This window comes from Pseudomonas nitroreducens TX1 (genome assembly GCF_000313755.1).
Taxonomy (GTDB): domain Bacteria; phylum Pseudomonadota; class Gammaproteobacteria; order Pseudomonadales; family Pseudomonadaceae; genus Pseudomonas; species Pseudomonas nitroreducens_A.
Map to the genome: position 1 here is coordinate 68,863 of NZ_AMZB01000098.1, position 15,566 is coordinate 84,428.

The 15,566-nt window shown below is 64.6% G+C and carries 17 protein-coding genes; 8 read left to right on the plus strand and 9 right to left on the minus strand.

Features of this window, described 5'->3' with window-relative positions; genetic code table 11:
• Positions 1-10: 10 nt before the first annotated feature.
• Positions 11-709, plus strand: coding sequence for a tRNA (N6-threonylcarbamoyladenosine(37)-N6)-methyltransferase TrmO (tsaA, locus tag C167_RS0109270; protein ID WP_017517995.1), 699 nt, complete (start codon positions 11-13; stop codon positions 707-709).
• A gap of 6 nt (positions 710-715) precedes the next feature.
• On the opposite strand, the gene C167_RS0109275 is transcribed toward tsaA, so the two are convergent.
• Positions 716-1,018 carry a putative quinol monooxygenase gene (locus C167_RS0109275; protein ID WP_017517996.1) on the minus strand — a complete coding sequence of 101 codons (303 nt, stop codon included), beginning with the start codon at positions 1,016-1,018 and terminating at the stop codon, positions 716-718.
• Positions 1,019-1,078: 60 nt separating this feature from the next.
• On the opposite strand from C167_RS0109275, the gene C167_RS0109280 reads away from it, so the two are divergent.
• Positions 1,079-1,492 (plus strand): VOC family protein, encoded by a 414-nt coding sequence (locus C167_RS0109280; protein WP_017517997.1) that lies wholly within the window; start codon positions 1,079-1,081, stop codon positions 1,490-1,492.
• Between the two features lie 275 nt (positions 1,493-1,767).
• Here C167_RS0109280 and fpr read toward each other — a convergent pair whose 3' ends face one another.
• The gene (gene fpr, locus C167_RS0109285; RefSeq protein WP_017517998.1) at positions 1,768-2,544 is read right to left on the minus strand and encodes a ferredoxin-NADP reductase; all 777 of its coding nucleotides are present in this window, start codon (positions 2,542-2,544) and stop codon (positions 1,768-1,770) included.
• 221 nt (positions 2,545-2,765) lie between these two features.
• On the opposite strand from fpr, the gene C167_RS0109290 reads away from it, so the two are divergent.
• The gene (locus tag C167_RS0109290; RefSeq protein WP_017517999.1) at positions 2,766-3,692 is read left to right on the plus strand and encodes a LysR family transcriptional regulator; all 927 of its coding nucleotides are present in this window, start codon (positions 2,766-2,768) and stop codon (positions 3,690-3,692) included.
• A 191-nt stretch (positions 3,693-3,883) separates the two neighbouring features.
• Here C167_RS0109290 and C167_RS0109295 read toward each other — a convergent pair whose 3' ends face one another.
• Entirely contained in the window at positions 3,884-4,255 is a 372-nt protein-coding gene (locus tag C167_RS0109295) for a diacylglycerol kinase (protein ID WP_017518000.1), read from the minus strand.
• 107 nt (positions 4,256-4,362) lie between these two features.
• Entirely contained in the window at positions 4,363-5,013 is a 651-nt protein-coding gene (gene erdR / locus C167_RS0109300; protein WP_017518001.1) for a response regulator transcription factor ErdR, read from the minus strand.
• Positions 5,014-5,277: 264 nt separating this feature from the next.
• Here erdR and C167_RS0109305 point away from each other — a divergent pair, with 264 nt between their 5' ends.
• Positions 5,278-6,162, plus strand: a complete 885-nt coding sequence (locus tag C167_RS0109305) for a DMT family transporter (RefSeq protein ID WP_017518002.1) — start codon at positions 5,278-5,280, stop codon at positions 6,160-6,162.
• Between the two features lie 222 nt (positions 6,163-6,384).
• On the opposite strand, the gene C167_RS0109310 is transcribed toward C167_RS0109305, so the two are convergent.
• On the minus strand, positions 6,385-7,101 hold the full coding sequence (locus C167_RS0109310) for a tRNA-uridine aminocarboxypropyltransferase (RefSeq protein WP_017518003.1): 717 nt from the start codon (positions 7,099-7,101) through the stop codon (positions 6,385-6,387).
• Positions 7,102-7,400: 299 nt separating this feature from the next.
• On the opposite strand from C167_RS0109310, the gene C167_RS0109315 reads away from it, so the two are divergent.
• Both C167_RS0109315 and C167_RS0109320 read left to right on the plus strand, forming a co-directional pair.
• Positions 7,401-7,808 carry a quorum-sensing-regulated virulence factor family protein gene (locus tag C167_RS0109315; protein ID WP_017518004.1) on the plus strand — a complete coding sequence of 136 codons (408 nt, stop codon included), beginning with the start codon at positions 7,401-7,403 and terminating at the stop codon, positions 7,806-7,808.
• 9 nt (positions 7,809-7,817) lie between these two features.
• Positions 7,818-8,033: a DUF3820 family protein gene (locus C167_RS0109320; RefSeq protein ID WP_017518005.1), complete on the plus strand. Its 216-nt coding sequence runs from the start codon at positions 7,818-7,820 to the stop codon at positions 8,031-8,033.
• Positions 8,034-8,073: 40 nt separating this feature from the next.
• Here the strand turns inward: C167_RS0109320 and C167_RS0109325 are convergent, their stop codons facing one another.
• A complete protein-coding gene (locus C167_RS0109325) occupies positions 8,074-10,479 on the minus strand; it encodes a D-xylulose 5-phosphate/D-fructose 6-phosphate phosphoketolase (RefSeq protein ID WP_017518006.1) in 2,406 nt (801 codons plus the stop codon).
• 125 nt (positions 10,480-10,604) lie between these two features.
• Here C167_RS0109325 and C167_RS0109330 point away from each other — a divergent pair, with 125 nt between their 5' ends.
• On the plus strand, positions 10,605-12,026 hold the full coding sequence (locus tag C167_RS0109330) for an MBL fold metallo-hydrolase RNA specificity domain-containing protein (protein ID WP_017518007.1): 1,422 nt from the start codon (positions 10,605-10,607) through the stop codon (positions 12,024-12,026).
• Positions 12,027-12,193: 167 nt separating this feature from the next.
• Positions 12,194-13,267: an LOG family protein gene (locus C167_RS0109335; RefSeq protein ID WP_017518008.1), complete on the plus strand. Its 1,074-nt coding sequence runs from the start codon at positions 12,194-12,196 to the stop codon at positions 13,265-13,267.
• Between the two features lie 51 nt (positions 13,268-13,318).
• Here the strand turns inward: C167_RS0109335 and recX are convergent, their stop codons facing one another.
• From recX to C167_RS0109350, 3 genes are all read right to left on the minus strand, one after another.
• The gene (gene recX / locus C167_RS0109340) at positions 13,319-13,783 is read right to left on the minus strand and encodes a recombination regulator RecX (RefSeq protein WP_017518009.1); all 465 of its coding nucleotides are present in this window, start codon (positions 13,781-13,783) and stop codon (positions 13,319-13,321) included.
• A gap of 5 nt (positions 13,784-13,788) precedes the next feature.
• On the minus strand, positions 13,789-14,844 hold the full coding sequence (gene recA, locus C167_RS0109345) for a recombinase RecA (protein WP_017518010.1): 1,056 nt from the start codon (positions 14,842-14,844) through the stop codon (positions 13,789-13,791).
• Positions 14,845-14,929: 85 nt separating this feature from the next.
• On the minus strand, positions 14,930-15,442 hold the full coding sequence (locus tag C167_RS0109350) for a CinA family protein (protein ID WP_017518011.1): 513 nt from the start codon (positions 15,440-15,442) through the stop codon (positions 14,930-14,932).
• Between the last annotated feature and the right edge of the window lie 124 nt (positions 15,443-15,566).

The window sequence follows — 15,566 nt, forward strand, 5'->3', positions numbered from 1 at the left end:
CCGTGCCGCCATGTCCCACCTTATCTCGCCGATCGGTTACGTTCGCTCCTGCTTCAAGGAGAAGTTCGCCATTCCGCGCCAGCCGCAGCTGGCCCCGGCCGCGACCGGCGTGCTGGAGTTGCTGCCGCCGTTCGACACGGGCGATGCAGTGGCGGGCCTGGAGCAGGTCAGCCACGTCTGGCTGATCTTCCTCTTCCACCAGGCGCTGGAAGACAAGCCGCGACTGAAGGTGCGTCCGCCGCGCCTGGGCGGCAACCAGTCGATGGGCGTGTTCGCCACGCGCGCCACCCACCGGCCGAACGGCCTCGGCCAATCCGTGGTGAAGCTGGAGAGGGTCGAGGCCGGTCGCCTCTGGCTGTCCGGCATCGACCTGCTGGACGGCACCCCGGTCATCGACATCAAGCCCTACGTGCCCTACGCCGACATCGTGCCGGACGCACGCAATGCCATCGCCGACGCCCCTCCCGCCCCCATCGCCGTGCACTGGAGCGATGAAGCCCTGCGCCAGGCCCATGAACATGGCTTGCGTCTGGGCCAGCCAGTTCGCGAACTCATCGAGCAATGCCTCGCCCAGGACCCACGCCCGGCCTACCAGAAGCCGCCGCCCGAGCGCCGCTACGGCGTGCGCCTGTGGGACCTGGACGTGCACTGGCACTACCCTGCAGACGACGAAATCCGCGTGCTCGACCTCGCTCGCAGCGAAGGCTGAAGCGTCTCAGCTCACCGGATTGAGGGCGATCACGTCGCTCTCGAAGCATTCCTGCTCGAGGATCAGCGGCTCCACCAGCGGTCGGCTGTCGCGGAAGTGCGCGGTCTGGGTGTGCGCGTCGTAGGCCGCGTCGTCGCGGTAGATCTCATAGAGATAGATCACGTCCGGATCGACGCGGTCCTGGGACACATCGAACACCAGGCAACCCGGCTCGCCGGCCACCGACGCGGCGGCATTGACCTTGATGGCGGCAAGAAATTCTTCGGCGGTTCCAGGCTTTACGCGGGTCTTGATGAAGAGACTGTACACAGGGCGATCCTTTTGTTTTAAATTTAAAATAAAATTGTATACAAAAAAGGAATCCCGTTCATGTCCGATCTCCCTGCCCGCCCCGGCCGCCTCAACGGCCTGCGTCATCTCGCCCTGCTGGTGCCGAACCTGGAAGAGTGCGAACGCTTCTACGTCGATGTGCTCGGCATGGAAGTCCTCAACCGCGCCAACGAAGACCTGGTCTACCTCACCTGCGGCAACGACAACCTCTCCCTCGGGCGTGGCGTTGGCGCGGCCAATGGCCTGCAGACCATGGATCACTACGGTTTCATCGTCGACAGCGTGGAGGAGCTGGAAGCCTGGTACCAGTACTTCAAGGCCCGTGGCGTGACCTTGCTGGATCGCCCCTTCGACCATGGCGACGGCGCGCGCAGTTTCCATCTGCTGGACCCGGCGGGGAACAAGGTGCAGCCGCTGTATCACCCGGCGGTGTCGGGGCAGCGATTGGTCTGACGCCCTTGAAGGAAAAACGGTCTCCCCCCTGACTCCGCGCCTTGGTTTTCCCTCTCCCTGAAGGGAGAGGGAGCCGTCTGTGCCGGCTGACGCTCAGGTTTCACCCTGCTCCAAGCAGTCCCCTCTCCCGCTCGCGGGAGAGGGTTAGGGTGAGGGGCCCTCGCTCCTACAAAGGACCGCAGGTCGGGGCAGAAATCCAGGCATAAAAAACGCCGCGATCCCAAAGGAATCGCGGCGCCCTTTTACCAATCGTCAGACGCTGCTGACTGCTCGGCTTACTTCTCGACGAAAGCACGCTCGATCAGGTAATCGCCCGGCTCGCCCATGCGCGGGGAGATCTGCAGGCCGAAGCTGTTCAGCACTTCGCTGGTCTCGTCGAGCATGCTCGGGCTGCCGCAGATCATGGCGCGGTCGTCCTGCGGGTTCATCGGCGGCAGGCCGATGTCGGCGAACAACTTGCCGCTGCGCATCAGGTCGGTCTGGCGGCCCATGCTGTGGAACTCTTCGCGGGTCACCAGCGGGCAATAGATCAGCTTCTCTTTCACCATGTCGCCGAAGTACTCGTGCTCCGGCAGGACCTTGGTGATGAAGTCCGCGTAGGCCAGTTCGCTGACCCAGCGGACGCCGTGGACCAGGATGACCTTCTCGAAGCGCTCGTAGACTTCCGGGTCCTGGATGACCGACAGGAACGGCGCCATGCCGGTGCCGGTGCTCAGCAGGTACAGGTGCTTGCCAGGCTTGAGGTCGTCCAGCACCAGGGTGCCGGTGGGCTTGCGGCTGACCATCAGCTCGTCGCCTTCCTTCAGGTGCTGCAGACGCGAAGTCAGCGGACCGTCCGGGACCTTGATGCTGAAGAATTCCAGGTGCTCTTCGTAGTTCGGGCTGGCGATGCTGTACGCGCGCATCAGCGGACGACCGTTGACTTCCAGGCCGATCATCACGAACTGACCGGTCTTGAAGCGCAGACCCGGATTACGGGTGGTCTTGAAGCTGAAGAGGGTGTCGTTCCAGTGGTGCACGCTGAGAACGCGCTCGGTGTACAGGTTGCTCATCAAGGACTCCTAGAGAAACGTGGCGCACCCCAGCAGATCCCGGACGTAGCGCAATTGCGCGACATTTTATAGGCGGCGACAATATCCGCAAAATAAATTATCTGGATATTGCTAATCCAAAACGCAGATAAGGCCGCCCAGTCGCCGCAAAAGGATACCGTCAGGTACTTCCTACACCGGGGTGACGAAATGTCGCGCAGCCTTCTCCGGAGCCCCACAGAATGAAGTTCACCCTGCGCCAGCTCGAAGTCTTCGTCGCCGTCGCCCAGCAGGAAAGCGTCTCCCGCGCTGCCGAGGCGCTGTCCATGTCGCAGTCGGCCACCAGCACCGCGCTGGGCGAGCTGGAGCGGCAGTTCGACTGCAAGCTGTTCGACCGCTCGGGTAAACGCCTCACCCTCAACGCCCTCGGCCGCCAGCTGCTGCCCCAGGCGGTAGCCCTGCTCGACCGCGGCAGCGAGATCGAGAACATGCTCAACGGCAAGAGCGCCTTCGGCTCCCTGGACCTGGGCGCCACCCTGACCATCGGTAACTACCTGGCGACCCTGCTGATCGGCACCTTCATGCAGCGCCAGCCCGACTGCCGGGTGCGCCTGCATGTGCACAACACCGCCCACGTGGTGCAGCGCGTGGCGCACTACGAATTGGATTTGGGCCTGATCGAGGGCGACTGCCAGCACCCGGACATCGAAGTGCAGCCGTGGATGGAAGACGAACTGGTAGTGTTCTGCGCGCCGCAGCACCCGCTCGCCCGTGAAGGCCGCGCGAGCCTGGAGCGGCTGACGGAGGAAGCGTGGATTCTGCGCGAACAGGGCTCGGGTACGCGGCTGACCTTCGACCAGGCCATGCGTCACCACGTGGAGCCGCTGAACGTGCGGCTGGAGCTGGAACACACCGAGGCGATCAAACGCGCGGTGGAGTCGGGGCTGGGGATCGGCTGCATCTCGCGCCTGGCCCTGCGCGACGCCTTCCGCCGTGGCAGCCTGGTGCCGGTGGAAACCCCGGACCTGGACCTGCGCCGGCAGTTCTACTTCATCTGGCACCGGCAGAAGTACCAGACTGCGACCATGCGCGAGTTCCTCGAACTGTGCCGCAGCGAAACCGCCGGGGTGACGCGCAGTGACGATATCGTCCTGCCGATGATTCCCTGATGGGCGCTCGCCCTGCGCTCTGCGCTTTTCGTAGGAGCGGACTTCGTCCGCAATCCGCCCCGCGAAGAGGATCATCGCGGACGAAGTCCGCTCCTACAGGAGTTTCATGCCACCTGTAGGAGCGAGCTTGCTCGCGAACGGAAAAAGCACCGAGCCTTGCAGGTTCGCGAGCAAGCTCGCTCCTACGAGGACTAACCCAGCAGAATGCCCGCCCAGGTCACGGTGATGATGGTCAGCGCCACGAACTGGGCGGCGCTGCCCATGTCCTTGGCGTTCTTCGACAGCGGGTGGCGCTCCAGGGAAACCCGGTCCACCACCGCCTCGATGGCGGAGTTGAGCAGTTCCACGATCAGTGCCAGCAGGCACACCGCGATCAGCAGCGCGCGCTCGCCACGGGTGACGTCGAAGAAGAACGACAGCGGGATCAGGATGACGTTGATCAGCACCAGCTGGCGGAAGGCCGCTTCACCCTTGAAGGCGGCGGCGAAGCCGGCCAGGGAATAGCCGGCGGCATTGAAGATGCGTTTCAGGCCGGTCTGGCCCTTGAAGGGGGAAGCGGACACGTGCGGTTCTCACAGGCAAAGATCGCGGCACTCTATACCAGCGATCGTCAAAAAGGGGTCAAGGCCATTACAGAATGTGACATCCCGAAGCCGGGATGTGACGGGCCTCAGGCCCCCGGCACGGATTCCATCTGCGCCAGCAGCAGCGCCGCCTGGGTGCGGGTGCGCACGTTCAGCTTGCGGAAGATCGCAGTGACGTGTGCCTTCACGGTGGCCTCGGAGACACTCAGCTCGAAGGCGATCTGTTTGTTCAGCAGGCCCTCGCAGACCATGGTCAGCACGCGGAACTGCTGTGGGGTAAGGCTGGCGAGACCGGCGCTGGCAGCGCGCACGTCCTCGCTCATCTCGGTCACGGCATCCACCTGCGGCGGCCACCAGACATCGCCGTCGAGCACCGAGCGCACAGCCTGCTGCAGCACGCTCAGTTCACTGGACTTGGGGATGAAGCCGCTGGCGCCAAACTCGCGGGAGCGCTGCACCACGGCGGCATCTTCCTGGGCCGAGACCATCACCACCGGAATCTGCGGATACTGTCCGCGCAACAGCACCAGGCCGGAGAAGCCGTAGGCGCCGGGCATGTTCAGGTCCAGCAGTACCAGGTCCCAGTCGGCCTTCTCGTTCAGGCGAGCCTCCAGCTCTGCGATACTTGCCGCCTCGGACAGTCGCGCCTCGGGGCCAAGACCGATGGTCAGGGCCTGGTGCAGGGCACTGCGGAACAGCGGGTGATCGTCAGCGATCAGGATCTCGTAGGAAGCCATGAATTTTCCTTGAAGGCCGCGCCTAAGTCCGCCGTGGATAACGGCCAGGCTTGCGCAGGAAAGGTCGGAGCACGGATAGAGCACTACTTGTCACATTGTACGCAAAGACCAACCTCGGTGTCCGCCGCGAATACATGCCAGGCAGTACTTACACCCTGGCCTGAAAGCCCCTGCCACTGTGCCCGCCGACACAGGTCTCCCCTTTCCAAAGGCCCGTCGTTACGGCAGAGTTCCGCTTTTTTTCCTGCCCGTTACGAGAACAAGATGAAAAGCCATGCGCTGCGCGCCGATTTCCTGATGCTGTTCACCGCGATGATCTGGGGGGTCTCCTTCGTCGCGCAACGCCTCGGGATGGATGCCATCGGTCCCTTCCTCTATACCGGCCTGCGCTTCACCCTTGGCGCCGTGGCGCTGCTGCCGCTGCTGGCCTGGTCGAGCAAGCGCGGGGCCCAGCCGTTCAACCGTGGCATGATCCTGGCTGGCCTGGCCATCGGCACCGCGCTGACTGTCGGGATCAACCTGCAACAGGTCGGCCTGATGTTCACCAGCGTGACCAACTCCGGCTTCATCACCGGCCTGTATGTGATCATCGTGCCGCTGCTCGGCCTGCTGATCGGCCATCGCGCCGGCATGGGTACCTGGCTGGGCTGCGCACTGGCCGTGACCGGCATGGCGATGCTGAGCATCGGGCCGGGCTTCCACGTCGCTTCCGGCGACTGGCTGCAGCTGACCGGCGCCTTCGTCTGGGGCGGCCACGTGCTGCTGGTGGGCCTGTTCGCCAGCCGCTACGACCCGATCCGCCTGGCCTTCCTGCAGTTCGCCACCTGTGCGGTGGTGAGCATGATCCTGGCGTTGGTATTCGAGGAAATCCATCTGGACGCCATCATCCAGGCCGGCCCCGCCCTGCTCTACGGCGGCCTGTTCGGCGTTGCCACCGGTTTCACCCTGCAGGTCATTGCGCAGAAGCACGCCATTGCGTCGCACGCAGCGATCATCCTCTCGCTGGAAGCCGTGTTCGCCGCCATCGCCGGCGCGCTGTTCCTCGACGAAACTCTGCACCTGCGCGGCTATTTCGGCTGCGCGCTGATGCTCGCCGGAATGCTGGTCGCTCAGCTCTGGCCGAAGAAGGCCGAAGCCACGGCAGCCTGAGCCTCTGCCCCCGAACCTGGTGCTTGCCGACTTTCGCAGGAGCGGACTCTTTCCGCGATGGATTCGACTTCGCTCCGACGGACCAGATGGCATCGGCGCGCCCGACCGCGGATGAAGTCCGCCTACTACGCTCGCCCCTGCGTCGAAGCGGAGTTGCAGGAGCGCGCCATGTGCGCGACCGCGGACATAGCCCGCTCCTAACCTGGGTGTCGGTCTGTCAGGTCAGCGCTGGGTAAAAGGCCGCAGCGCCTGATGCGCCGGGCTCTGCTCGTCCAGCGGCTGCTGGCGCTTGGAGCCCAGGTAGCGCTCGCTGAACACGTCCAGGTAGGCATCCAGTGCGTCCCCGGCGCGCCGGTCGCCGGCCAGGCCCAGGCATAGCGCGGCAACCTCGGCAGTGCACAGGTGCTCGTCGAACTTGGAGCGGCGCAGGCGATAGCGCGACAGCGCGTCGGGAGTGATGCTCAGCACCGGGAAGCGGTCCAGGTAAGGGCTCTTGCGAAACATCTTGCGCGCCTCGTTCCAGGTGGCGTCGAGCAGGATGAACAGCGGGCGCCTGCCGTCCTGCGGCGCCACCGTGGTGACCACGCGCTCAGGCGGGACGAATTCACCGGGGAACACCACGTACGGCAGCCATTGCGGGTCGTCGAGCAACGCCAGCAGCGCTGGGTCGACTTCGATACGCGACCAGCCGAAGGCCCAGGTCTCAGGCACGGTTTCGGCGATCAGCCAGCCCGTATTGCTCGGCTTGAGCGGTTCGGTGTCGAACATCACCAGGCACATCGCCGAGTTGGACTGGACCTGCGGACGTAGGCTGCACATGCAGTAATTCGGCCGCAGGCGGCAGCCGGGGCAGCGCGGCGAGCGCGAGCCACGGGCGAAGAACGGTTTGATGCAGCGGGCCAGGCGCTCATCGCGAAGGCGGGCGACGGCGTGGCTCATGCTGCAGCCGCCGGGATTTGGTAAAGCGGACGGGACATCGAAGGCTCAAACGGGACGATGGTTGCGGACCGCCGATTGTACCAGAGCCCTGGCCCGCCCCTCGCACGACCGACTGTCGATCGACGCGGCGAATTTGCCTCCTTCCTGGACCAATTTGGCGACCCTGCAGGCCGGATAACGGACTGCGGCAATCGAATCTCGGCAGGCAGGTCGTTTTCAGGGACAATAGGCGGCTGTAATGGCCCGCGAACCCGGAAGGTTCGCCACGGTCGAATCGGCACCATTGTCAGGAGATGCCCATGCTGCGCCTCACCGCCCTCGCCCTCTGCCTCGTCATTCCCGTCGCGCATGCCGCGTCGAAGAAGGACTTCGAACTGACCCAGACCCTGGAAAAGGTCGCCAAGGAAAGCAGCGAAGGCACTCCGCGCGCGATCAACGAGGACATCCTCGACCAGGGCTACACCGTAGACGGCCCGCAGTTGATCAACCACCTGAGCGTGCGCGCCAGCCATGCCGAGCGCATGCGCGAGAACCCCGACAGCGTGCGCAGCCAGCTTGGCGACAGCGTCTGCAGCAACACCGCCTACCGCCAGCTGCTGGCCGAGGGTGCGATCCTCACCTACAGCTTCACCGAGTACAAGACCAACGCGCCGGTCGCTACCGAGCGCTTCGACGCCGGCAGTTGCAAGATCAAGCTGAAGAAATAATTCGCACCCATGCTCGACAAGGAACAGTTGCTGAAGATCGCGCGCACGCCGATGCCCTTCGGCAAGTACCAGGGCCGCATGCTGGTGGACCTGCCCGACGAGTACCTGCTGTGGTTCTACAAGAAGGGCCAGTTCCCGCCTGGGGAACTGGGCCGGCTGATGCAGCTGACCCTGGAACTGAAGATCGACGGCCTCGACGGCCTGATCAAGCCGCTCAAGCGCTGAGGCCCGCGCAACCGCCCACCGACGGTTGCGCCAGCGCACGTCAGCGCAGGACGGCCGGGTTTTCCTTGCCGGCCACGGCTGCCGCTTCGTCCGGCGCCAGCAAGGCGCTGCGCGGCACGTCCAGCAACCGCGCGCAGGCTGCCAGCACGTGGGCCCAGCTGCAGCGGTTGGCGAACAGCATGCCGGCCTCGTCCAGCGTACCGCCCTGGTTGCGGTAGCCCAGCACCGCCGTCTTCAGTGCATCCGGCAGGATCGGCCAGAGGTGCCCGCGCGCCACTTCCGGGCGCATGTGGGTGAGCAGCACACGACGTTCGTAGTGATCGGGGAACAGCCGCATGGCGATGGACTCATCCGTCAGCGCTTGCAGCTCCCAATTATCACGCGGCGCGCGGAAGCGCCCCGGCTCCTGCAGATAGACCAGCCGGTAAGGATAACCCGCCTCCTCCAGCCGCAACGCGGCGCGACGCATCTCGGTCAGTTGGTAACTGCCGTTGGCGATCAGCAGCAACGGCTCGGCACCGGGGTGCTCGTCCATCAGGATCGCGCCATCGCGGGCCAATTGCTCGGCCTGGGCCTGGGTGAATACCGATGGCCGCTCCCGCTTGGGCACGACGACGCAGGCCAGTTGCCCGCGACTGCGGTAGATGTCCGGCAACAAAGCCAGGTGGCTGTTGTGGTCAGCCGGGAAGACCACCCGCACCATGTCGCTCATCTCGCCCAGCAGCGCTTCGCAGAAGGTGGTGTCCTGGTGCGACTGCTGGTTCTTGCCGTTCTCCCAGGTGTGCGATGTCGCCACCAGCGGCCAGCCGAGCCAGCCCGCCGCTCGTCCAGCTTCCTTCTGCTGGCGCGCGAAGATCAACGCCTGGCGCACCGCGCCGAGCATCTTCACGCAGAAAGCTTCATAGCTGGCCACCAGGTTCAGTCCGCCCTGGTTGGCCAGACAGGCGGAAACCACCGCTTCCTCGTTGAGCGCAGTGATAATACGGCCATCCACCGCCTCCAGATCGTTTTCCGGCTCGCTCACCCGGTGCCGCAACGCCCTGAGCACACCGCCCAGACGATTGCTCGCCAGCTCATCCGGGTTGCCGACACGAGCGCGCAGGTCCGGGTTGGCACTGCACAGATCGACATAGAAACGATCCAGTGCGGCCATAGGCGAGCATTCGTCGTTGCGGTAATGCAGCGGCGGAATCGAGGGTTCGATGGGCCGACGCACAGCCAATGGGTTGTCCCGCTCCAGCACCCTGCCTTTGCGCGATGTAGCGAACAGGCCACAGGCCTCGGCGAGCTCTTCCGGCTCGACCCAGAGCGGCGCCGCATACTGGTTGAACAGGTCGCGCGCTTCGTCATCCACGCTGGGGTTACCTGGCAACGGCAGGTTGTGCGCGGCATTGCTGCCGGCACCGTAGAAGCCGTAACCCTTGGTCGTCTCGGCAATGCCATAGGGAATCGGCAGCGGATAGCGCAGGATGCCGCGCGCCTTCTCGTCGACGCGGTGTTGTAGGCGCTCTTCCATTTCCCACAGGGCGCAGACGAAAGCCGCCGGGTCACGGCCGTCGAAACTGATCGGATCGAAGCCACAGCGCCGCAGGTGCAGCTTGAAACCTTCCAGCCCTTCGTGAGTGCCTAGGTCGGTGCGCTGCTCGATGCGCCGGCCATTGGCGATCATCACCGGCAGCGCCGCGCCGCAGTCCTCGGCGCGCCACCAACGGGGAATCCAGTCGCTGCCGCGCTGCTCTTCGGCGGCGCCATCGGAGAGGAAGGCGACCAGGGTCTCGCCCGGCAACGGCATGTGCGCATACATCAGCTCGGCGAACCCGAGGTAGCCGCCTTCGGCAATGCCGCCTGCCGTGTGCGGATTGACATGGCTGCCCAACGGCGCGGCGACCTTGCCTTCGGGTGTCTGGGCGTAGCTGTAGAAGTCCTGCACCAGCCGGTCCAGCCCAACCTCACCATCGCCGTAGGCAGCGGCCTGTTCCGGATGCAGATTACCGGTGAGCACATTGACGGCATCGATTGCCGCCACACAGTGCCCCTGGCCCATCAGCCAGCCGCGGGTCTTGCCACTCAAGGCATTCAGGGCGAGGTAACCGGCATAGGCCGGCACCATGTTCAGCGCACCGCCGGTATGCCCCTCGGGCTGCGCCTTGAAATCCTCGGCCTGCAAGGGTGCGCCATCGAGACGGACGCGCCTGGCGTAGGTCATGTGCGCCACCAGCCAGAGGCCGGCGCAGGTCAGGCAGTCCAACGCGCTGAATAGCCGATAGACACTGGCCAGATCAGGCTGCAGGCCGTACTGGACCAATTGATGAGCGACACGAAAGACCGCCGCCTGGGTCTGCACGCTATGCTGAAGCGGACCACGGCCTCGCAGCCAGCGGGCATATTCCGGCTCGACTGCCGCATGGGCGGCAAGCTCCTCGGGGCTTGGCAGGATCTGTGACATGTCGGCTCTCCCTTGGCTATGGCGGAAAGTCTAGGTCGCCACAGATCGGATGGGCGCTGACATGTATCAACGACCGTCCCGACCAATCGGGCAAGGCTGAAAGAAATTTCCCACAAGGAGACGACATGGCGCTTCTGACCTTCATCGGCGCGATCCAGGAAGTCACCGGTTCCTGCTACCTGCTGGAAACCCGCGATGGCATCCGCGTACTGCTCGAATGCGGGATGCGCCAGGGGCGCAGCGGCAACCAGGGCACCCGCGAAAACGAGGCGACCAACCGCACGCCATTCCCCTTCGATCCGAAGGAACTGGACGCCGTCGTCCTGTCCCACGCCCACCTCGACCACAGCGGCCTGTTGCCGCGCCTGGCGAAGGAAGGCTACAAGGGGCCGATCTACGCCACCGAATCCTGCTGTGACCTGCTGGAGCTGATGCTGATGGACTCTGCGCACCTCCAGGAAAAGGACGCCGAGTGGGAGAACAAGTGGCGCGCGCGCCTGGGCAAACCGCCCGTCCAGCCGCTGTATACGGTGGAAGACGCTTCCCGCGCCCTGAACCAGCGCCGCCGCGTCAGCTACGGCAGCACAGTGGACGTGGCGCGCGGCATTCGAGTGACCTTCCACAACGCCGGGCACATCCTCGGCTCAGCCATCGTCGAGCTGGAAATCCATGAGTTCGGCTCGACCCGCCGCCTGGTGTTCTCCGGTGACCTGGGCAGCACCTGCTCCCCGCTGATGCGCACGCCGACGCCGCTTAGCCGCGCCGACGTGGTACTGCTGGAATCCACCTACGGCGACCGCGACCACCGCGATGCCAACGACACCCTCCTGGAGCTGGCCGGCATCCTGCAGCGCGCGCAGAACGAGGGCGGCAACGTGCTGATCCCGTCGTTCGCCGTGGGCCGCACCCAGGACCTGATCTACTACCTCGGGCGCTTCTACCAGGAGGGCCGCCTGCCGCAGCAGGTGGCCTACCTCGACAGCCCCATGGCAGCCCGAGCCAACAGTATCTATCTACAGCACATCGGCGAGATCGCCGACGTCGATCGCGAATACATGCGCGGCACCGGCACGGCCCAGGTCGGCGAGTGGCTGCCAATCCTGCGCACCACCCAGAGCGCCGACGAATCCATGGCGCTGAATCGCATCAAGAGCGGCGCCATCATCATCGCCGGCAGCGGCATGTGCACCGGCGGCCGCATCGTCCACCACCTCAAGCACAACCTCTGGCGCGAGGAGTGCCACATCATCTTTCCCGGCTTCCAGGCCAAGGGCACGCTGGGCCGCGCCATCGTCGACGGTGCGCAGACCGTGCGCATCCTGCGCCAGCGCATCAGCGTGAAAGCGCAGACCCATACCCTCGGCGGATTCTCCGCTCACGCGGGACAATCGCAATTAATTCAGTGGGTTGGCCACTTCGAGAACAAACCCGAGCTATACCTGATACACGGCGAGCGGGAAAAGATGGATGCACTCAAGGGTGCACTCCAGGATCGCCTGAACTGGACGGCCAACATTCCGGAGCCAGGAGACCGGATCGCCATCTGAAATCGAGGCCTCACCGACTGTCACACCCCGCGTGCCAGACTGGGCGGGCCTCCTGCTGAACCCTGCGCGTGCGGCGAAGCGCCAATGCACCAACGCCAGAGCCACCCTGCGTGGCCGGTGCCGCCCATGGACAGGCGATCAGGGGTAGATGAACAAGGAGTATCAACATGCCCTATGAACCCGACGACTACCTCTCCAGACACTTCCAGACCAGCGGCACCGACCTTGCGCAAAAAATCGAGGAACTGGCCGAACTGGCTGCCCCCGGCAACAGCCAGAACCTGCCGCTCTACCGCGAGATGCTCACCACCGTGGCCCGCATGGCCCAGGCCGACCGCAACCGCTGGGACGCCAAGATCATGCTGCAGACCCTGCGCGAGATGGAGCACGCCTTCAGCACCCTGGAGCAGTTCAAGCGTCGCCGCAAAGTCACGGTTTTCGGCTCGGCGCGCACGCCGGCCGACCACCCGGTTTATGCCCTGGCCCGCGAACTGGGCGAAACCCTCGCGCGCTATGACCTGATGGTCATCACTGGCGCTGGCGGCGGCATCATGGCTGCCGCCCACGAAGGGGCCGGGTTGGAAAACAGCCTCGGCTTCAACATCACCCTGCCCTTCGAACAGCACGCCAACCGCATCGTGGACGGGACCAGCAACCTGCTGTCGTTCCACTTCTTCTTCCTGCGCAAGCTGTTTTTCGTGAAGGAGGCCGATGCCCTCGTGCTCTGCCCCGGCGGCTTCGGCACGCTGGATGAGGCGCTGGAAGTGCTCACCCTGATCCAGACCGGCAAGAGCCCGCTGGTACCGGTGGTCCTGCTCGACCAGCCGGGCGGGCATTACTGGGATCACGCCCTGGAGTTCATCAAGGAGCAGTTGGAGGACAATGGCTACATCCTGCCCAGCGACATGAACCTGATGACCCTGGTGCACACTGCCGAGGAAGCCGCCGAGGAAATCGCCCAGTTCTATAGCAACTTCCACTCCAGCCGCTGGCTCAAGGATCGCTTCGTGATCCGCCTCAATCACCCGCTGAGCGTACGGGCACTGCAGTTGCTGGAGCGCGAATTCGGCAGCCTGTGCGTCACCGATGGCTTCCACCAACAGCCCTACAGCGAATCCGAACTGGATGAGCCGGAATTCTCCCATCTCACCCGCTTGGCCTTTGCGTTCAATGGCCGCGACCAGGGGCGCTTGCGGGAGCTGCTGAACTTCATCAACCAGCCGGAAAACTGGGAGCGCTGATTTTCCGAACGCAGAACCGAAGAAGGCACCCTATTGGGGTGCCTTCTTCGTTCAATCATCTGATCGTCGACCACTGAGGAGCCGGCTGATGGCTTCCATCGAGTAGCCTCTATAGCTCAGGAACCTGCCCTGCTGGGCTCGCTCGCGAGCGTCCTGCGGCAGCCGGGCAAACTTGCGGCGCCAGACTTCACGCAGGTTTTCGTTCCAGTCGACGTCCGACTCGCTCAGTGCTCCGTCGATCTCACCACGGGGCAAACCACGCTGCGACAGCTCCTCGCGAATCCGTACCGGACCGTAACCGGCTCGTGCGCGGCTGGCGATATAGCTTTCCAGGTAACGGCTTTCATTGAGCAACCCCTCCTCAGCCAGGCGGTCGAGGGCGGGGTCGATCAGGTCCTGCGTCGCACCGCGTTGCCGCAGCTTGCGGGAGAGCTCCGCCCGGCCATGCTCGCGTCGTGCCAGCAGGTCCATGGCGACCCGTCGCACCGCGACGGGGTTATCGAGCTCGACGGCCATCGCGATCAGTAGTCGGCTTCAGCTTCCGCTTCGGCTTCCGCCGCAGCGAGTTCGGCCTTGGTCGGCGCCGGCTGATTGGTCAGCAGTTGCTCGCGGATGGCCTTGTCGAGGGTGTTGCAGATCTCAGTGTTGTCTTCCAGGAACTTGGCGGCGTTGGCCTTGCCCTGGCCGATCTTGCTGCCCTGGTAGCTGTACCAGGCGCCGGACTTCTCGATCAGGCCCAGTTGTACGCCCAGGTCGATGATCTCGCCGGTGCGGTAGATGCCGCGGCCGTACATGATCTGGAACTCGGCCTGACGGAACGGCGGCGCGACCTTGTTCTTCACGACCTTGACGCGGGTTTCGCTGCCGACCACTTCGTCGCCTTCCTTCACCGCGCCGGTGCGGCGGATGTCGAGACGGACGGAGGAGTAGAACTTCAGCGCGTTACCGCCGGTGGTGGTTTCCGGGTTGCCGAACATCACGCCGATCTTCATGCGGATCTGGTTGATGAAGATGACCAGGCAGTTGGCGTTCTTGATGTTGCCGGTGATCTTGCGCAGCGCCTGGGACATCAGGCGGGCCTGCAGGCCGACGTGCTGATCGCCCATCTCGCCTTCGATTTCGGCTTTCGGTACCAGGGCGGCCACGGAGTCGACGATGATCACGTCAACGGCGTTGGAGCGCACCAGCATGTCGGTGATTTCCAGGGCCTGTTCGCCGGTGTCCGGCTGGGAAACCAGCAGGTCATCGACGTTGACGCCCAGCTTGCCGGCGTAGTCCGGGTCCAGGGCATGTTCGGCGTCGACGAAGGCGCAGGTGGCGCCAGCCTTCTGGGCCTGGGCGATGACCGACAGGGTCAGGGTGGTCTTACCCGAGGATTCCGGACCGTAGATTTCGACGATACGGCCCTTCGGCAGACCGCCGATGCCCAGCGCGATGTCCAGGCCCAGTGAGCCAGTGGAGATGGCGGGAATCGCCTGGCGCTCATGGTCGCCCATGCGCATGACCGCGCCTTTGCCGAATTGGCGTTCGATCTGTCCCAGGGCCGCAGCCAGGGCGCGCTTCTTGTTGTCGTCCATTGAAGTCCTCGCGAAGTCAGGCGGCCGGGCGGCCACGAACAACTGTATAAGTAGCCAGTATTATTCCACAGGGCAAGCCGCTCGCCTACCCCTGAATCGGATTTTCCCCGTCCGCCAGTCGCAACAGCCCTTCCAGAGCGGTCGCCACGGTTTGCCGGCGCACTGCCTCCCGATCACCGGCATACAGGCGCCGTTCGCTGAACACCTGGCCGCCTTTCCTCCAGGCCAGCCAGACCGTGCCCACCGGCTTCTCGGCAGAACCGCCGTCCGGCCCGGCAATTCCGCTCACCGCCACGGCAATGTCCGCCCCGCTGCGCGGCAAGGCACCGGCGACCATGGCCTCGACCACTTCCCGGCTCACCGCACCGACCTGGGCGAACAGGTCGACCGGCACGTCCAGCTGACGGGTCTTCTGGCTATTGGAATAGGTCACGTACCCCGCCTCGAACCAGGCGGAGCTTCCGGAGATACGCGTGATCGCCTCAGCGATCCCTCCCCCGGTACAGGACTCGGCTGTGGTGACACGCAGCCTGTTGGCGGCGAGCCGCGCGCCCAATCGGGATGAGAGGTCCGTAATAAAGGAATCGGTGACAGGCACGGTGCGCTCCGGGGTTAAAGAAGGCCAGGCGGATACCGTACACTAGGCGCTTTTGCATGTTGAAGCCGGACAGCCAGAAGCCATGAGTCAGAGCGACCTCTCCGCCCACACACCGATGATGCAG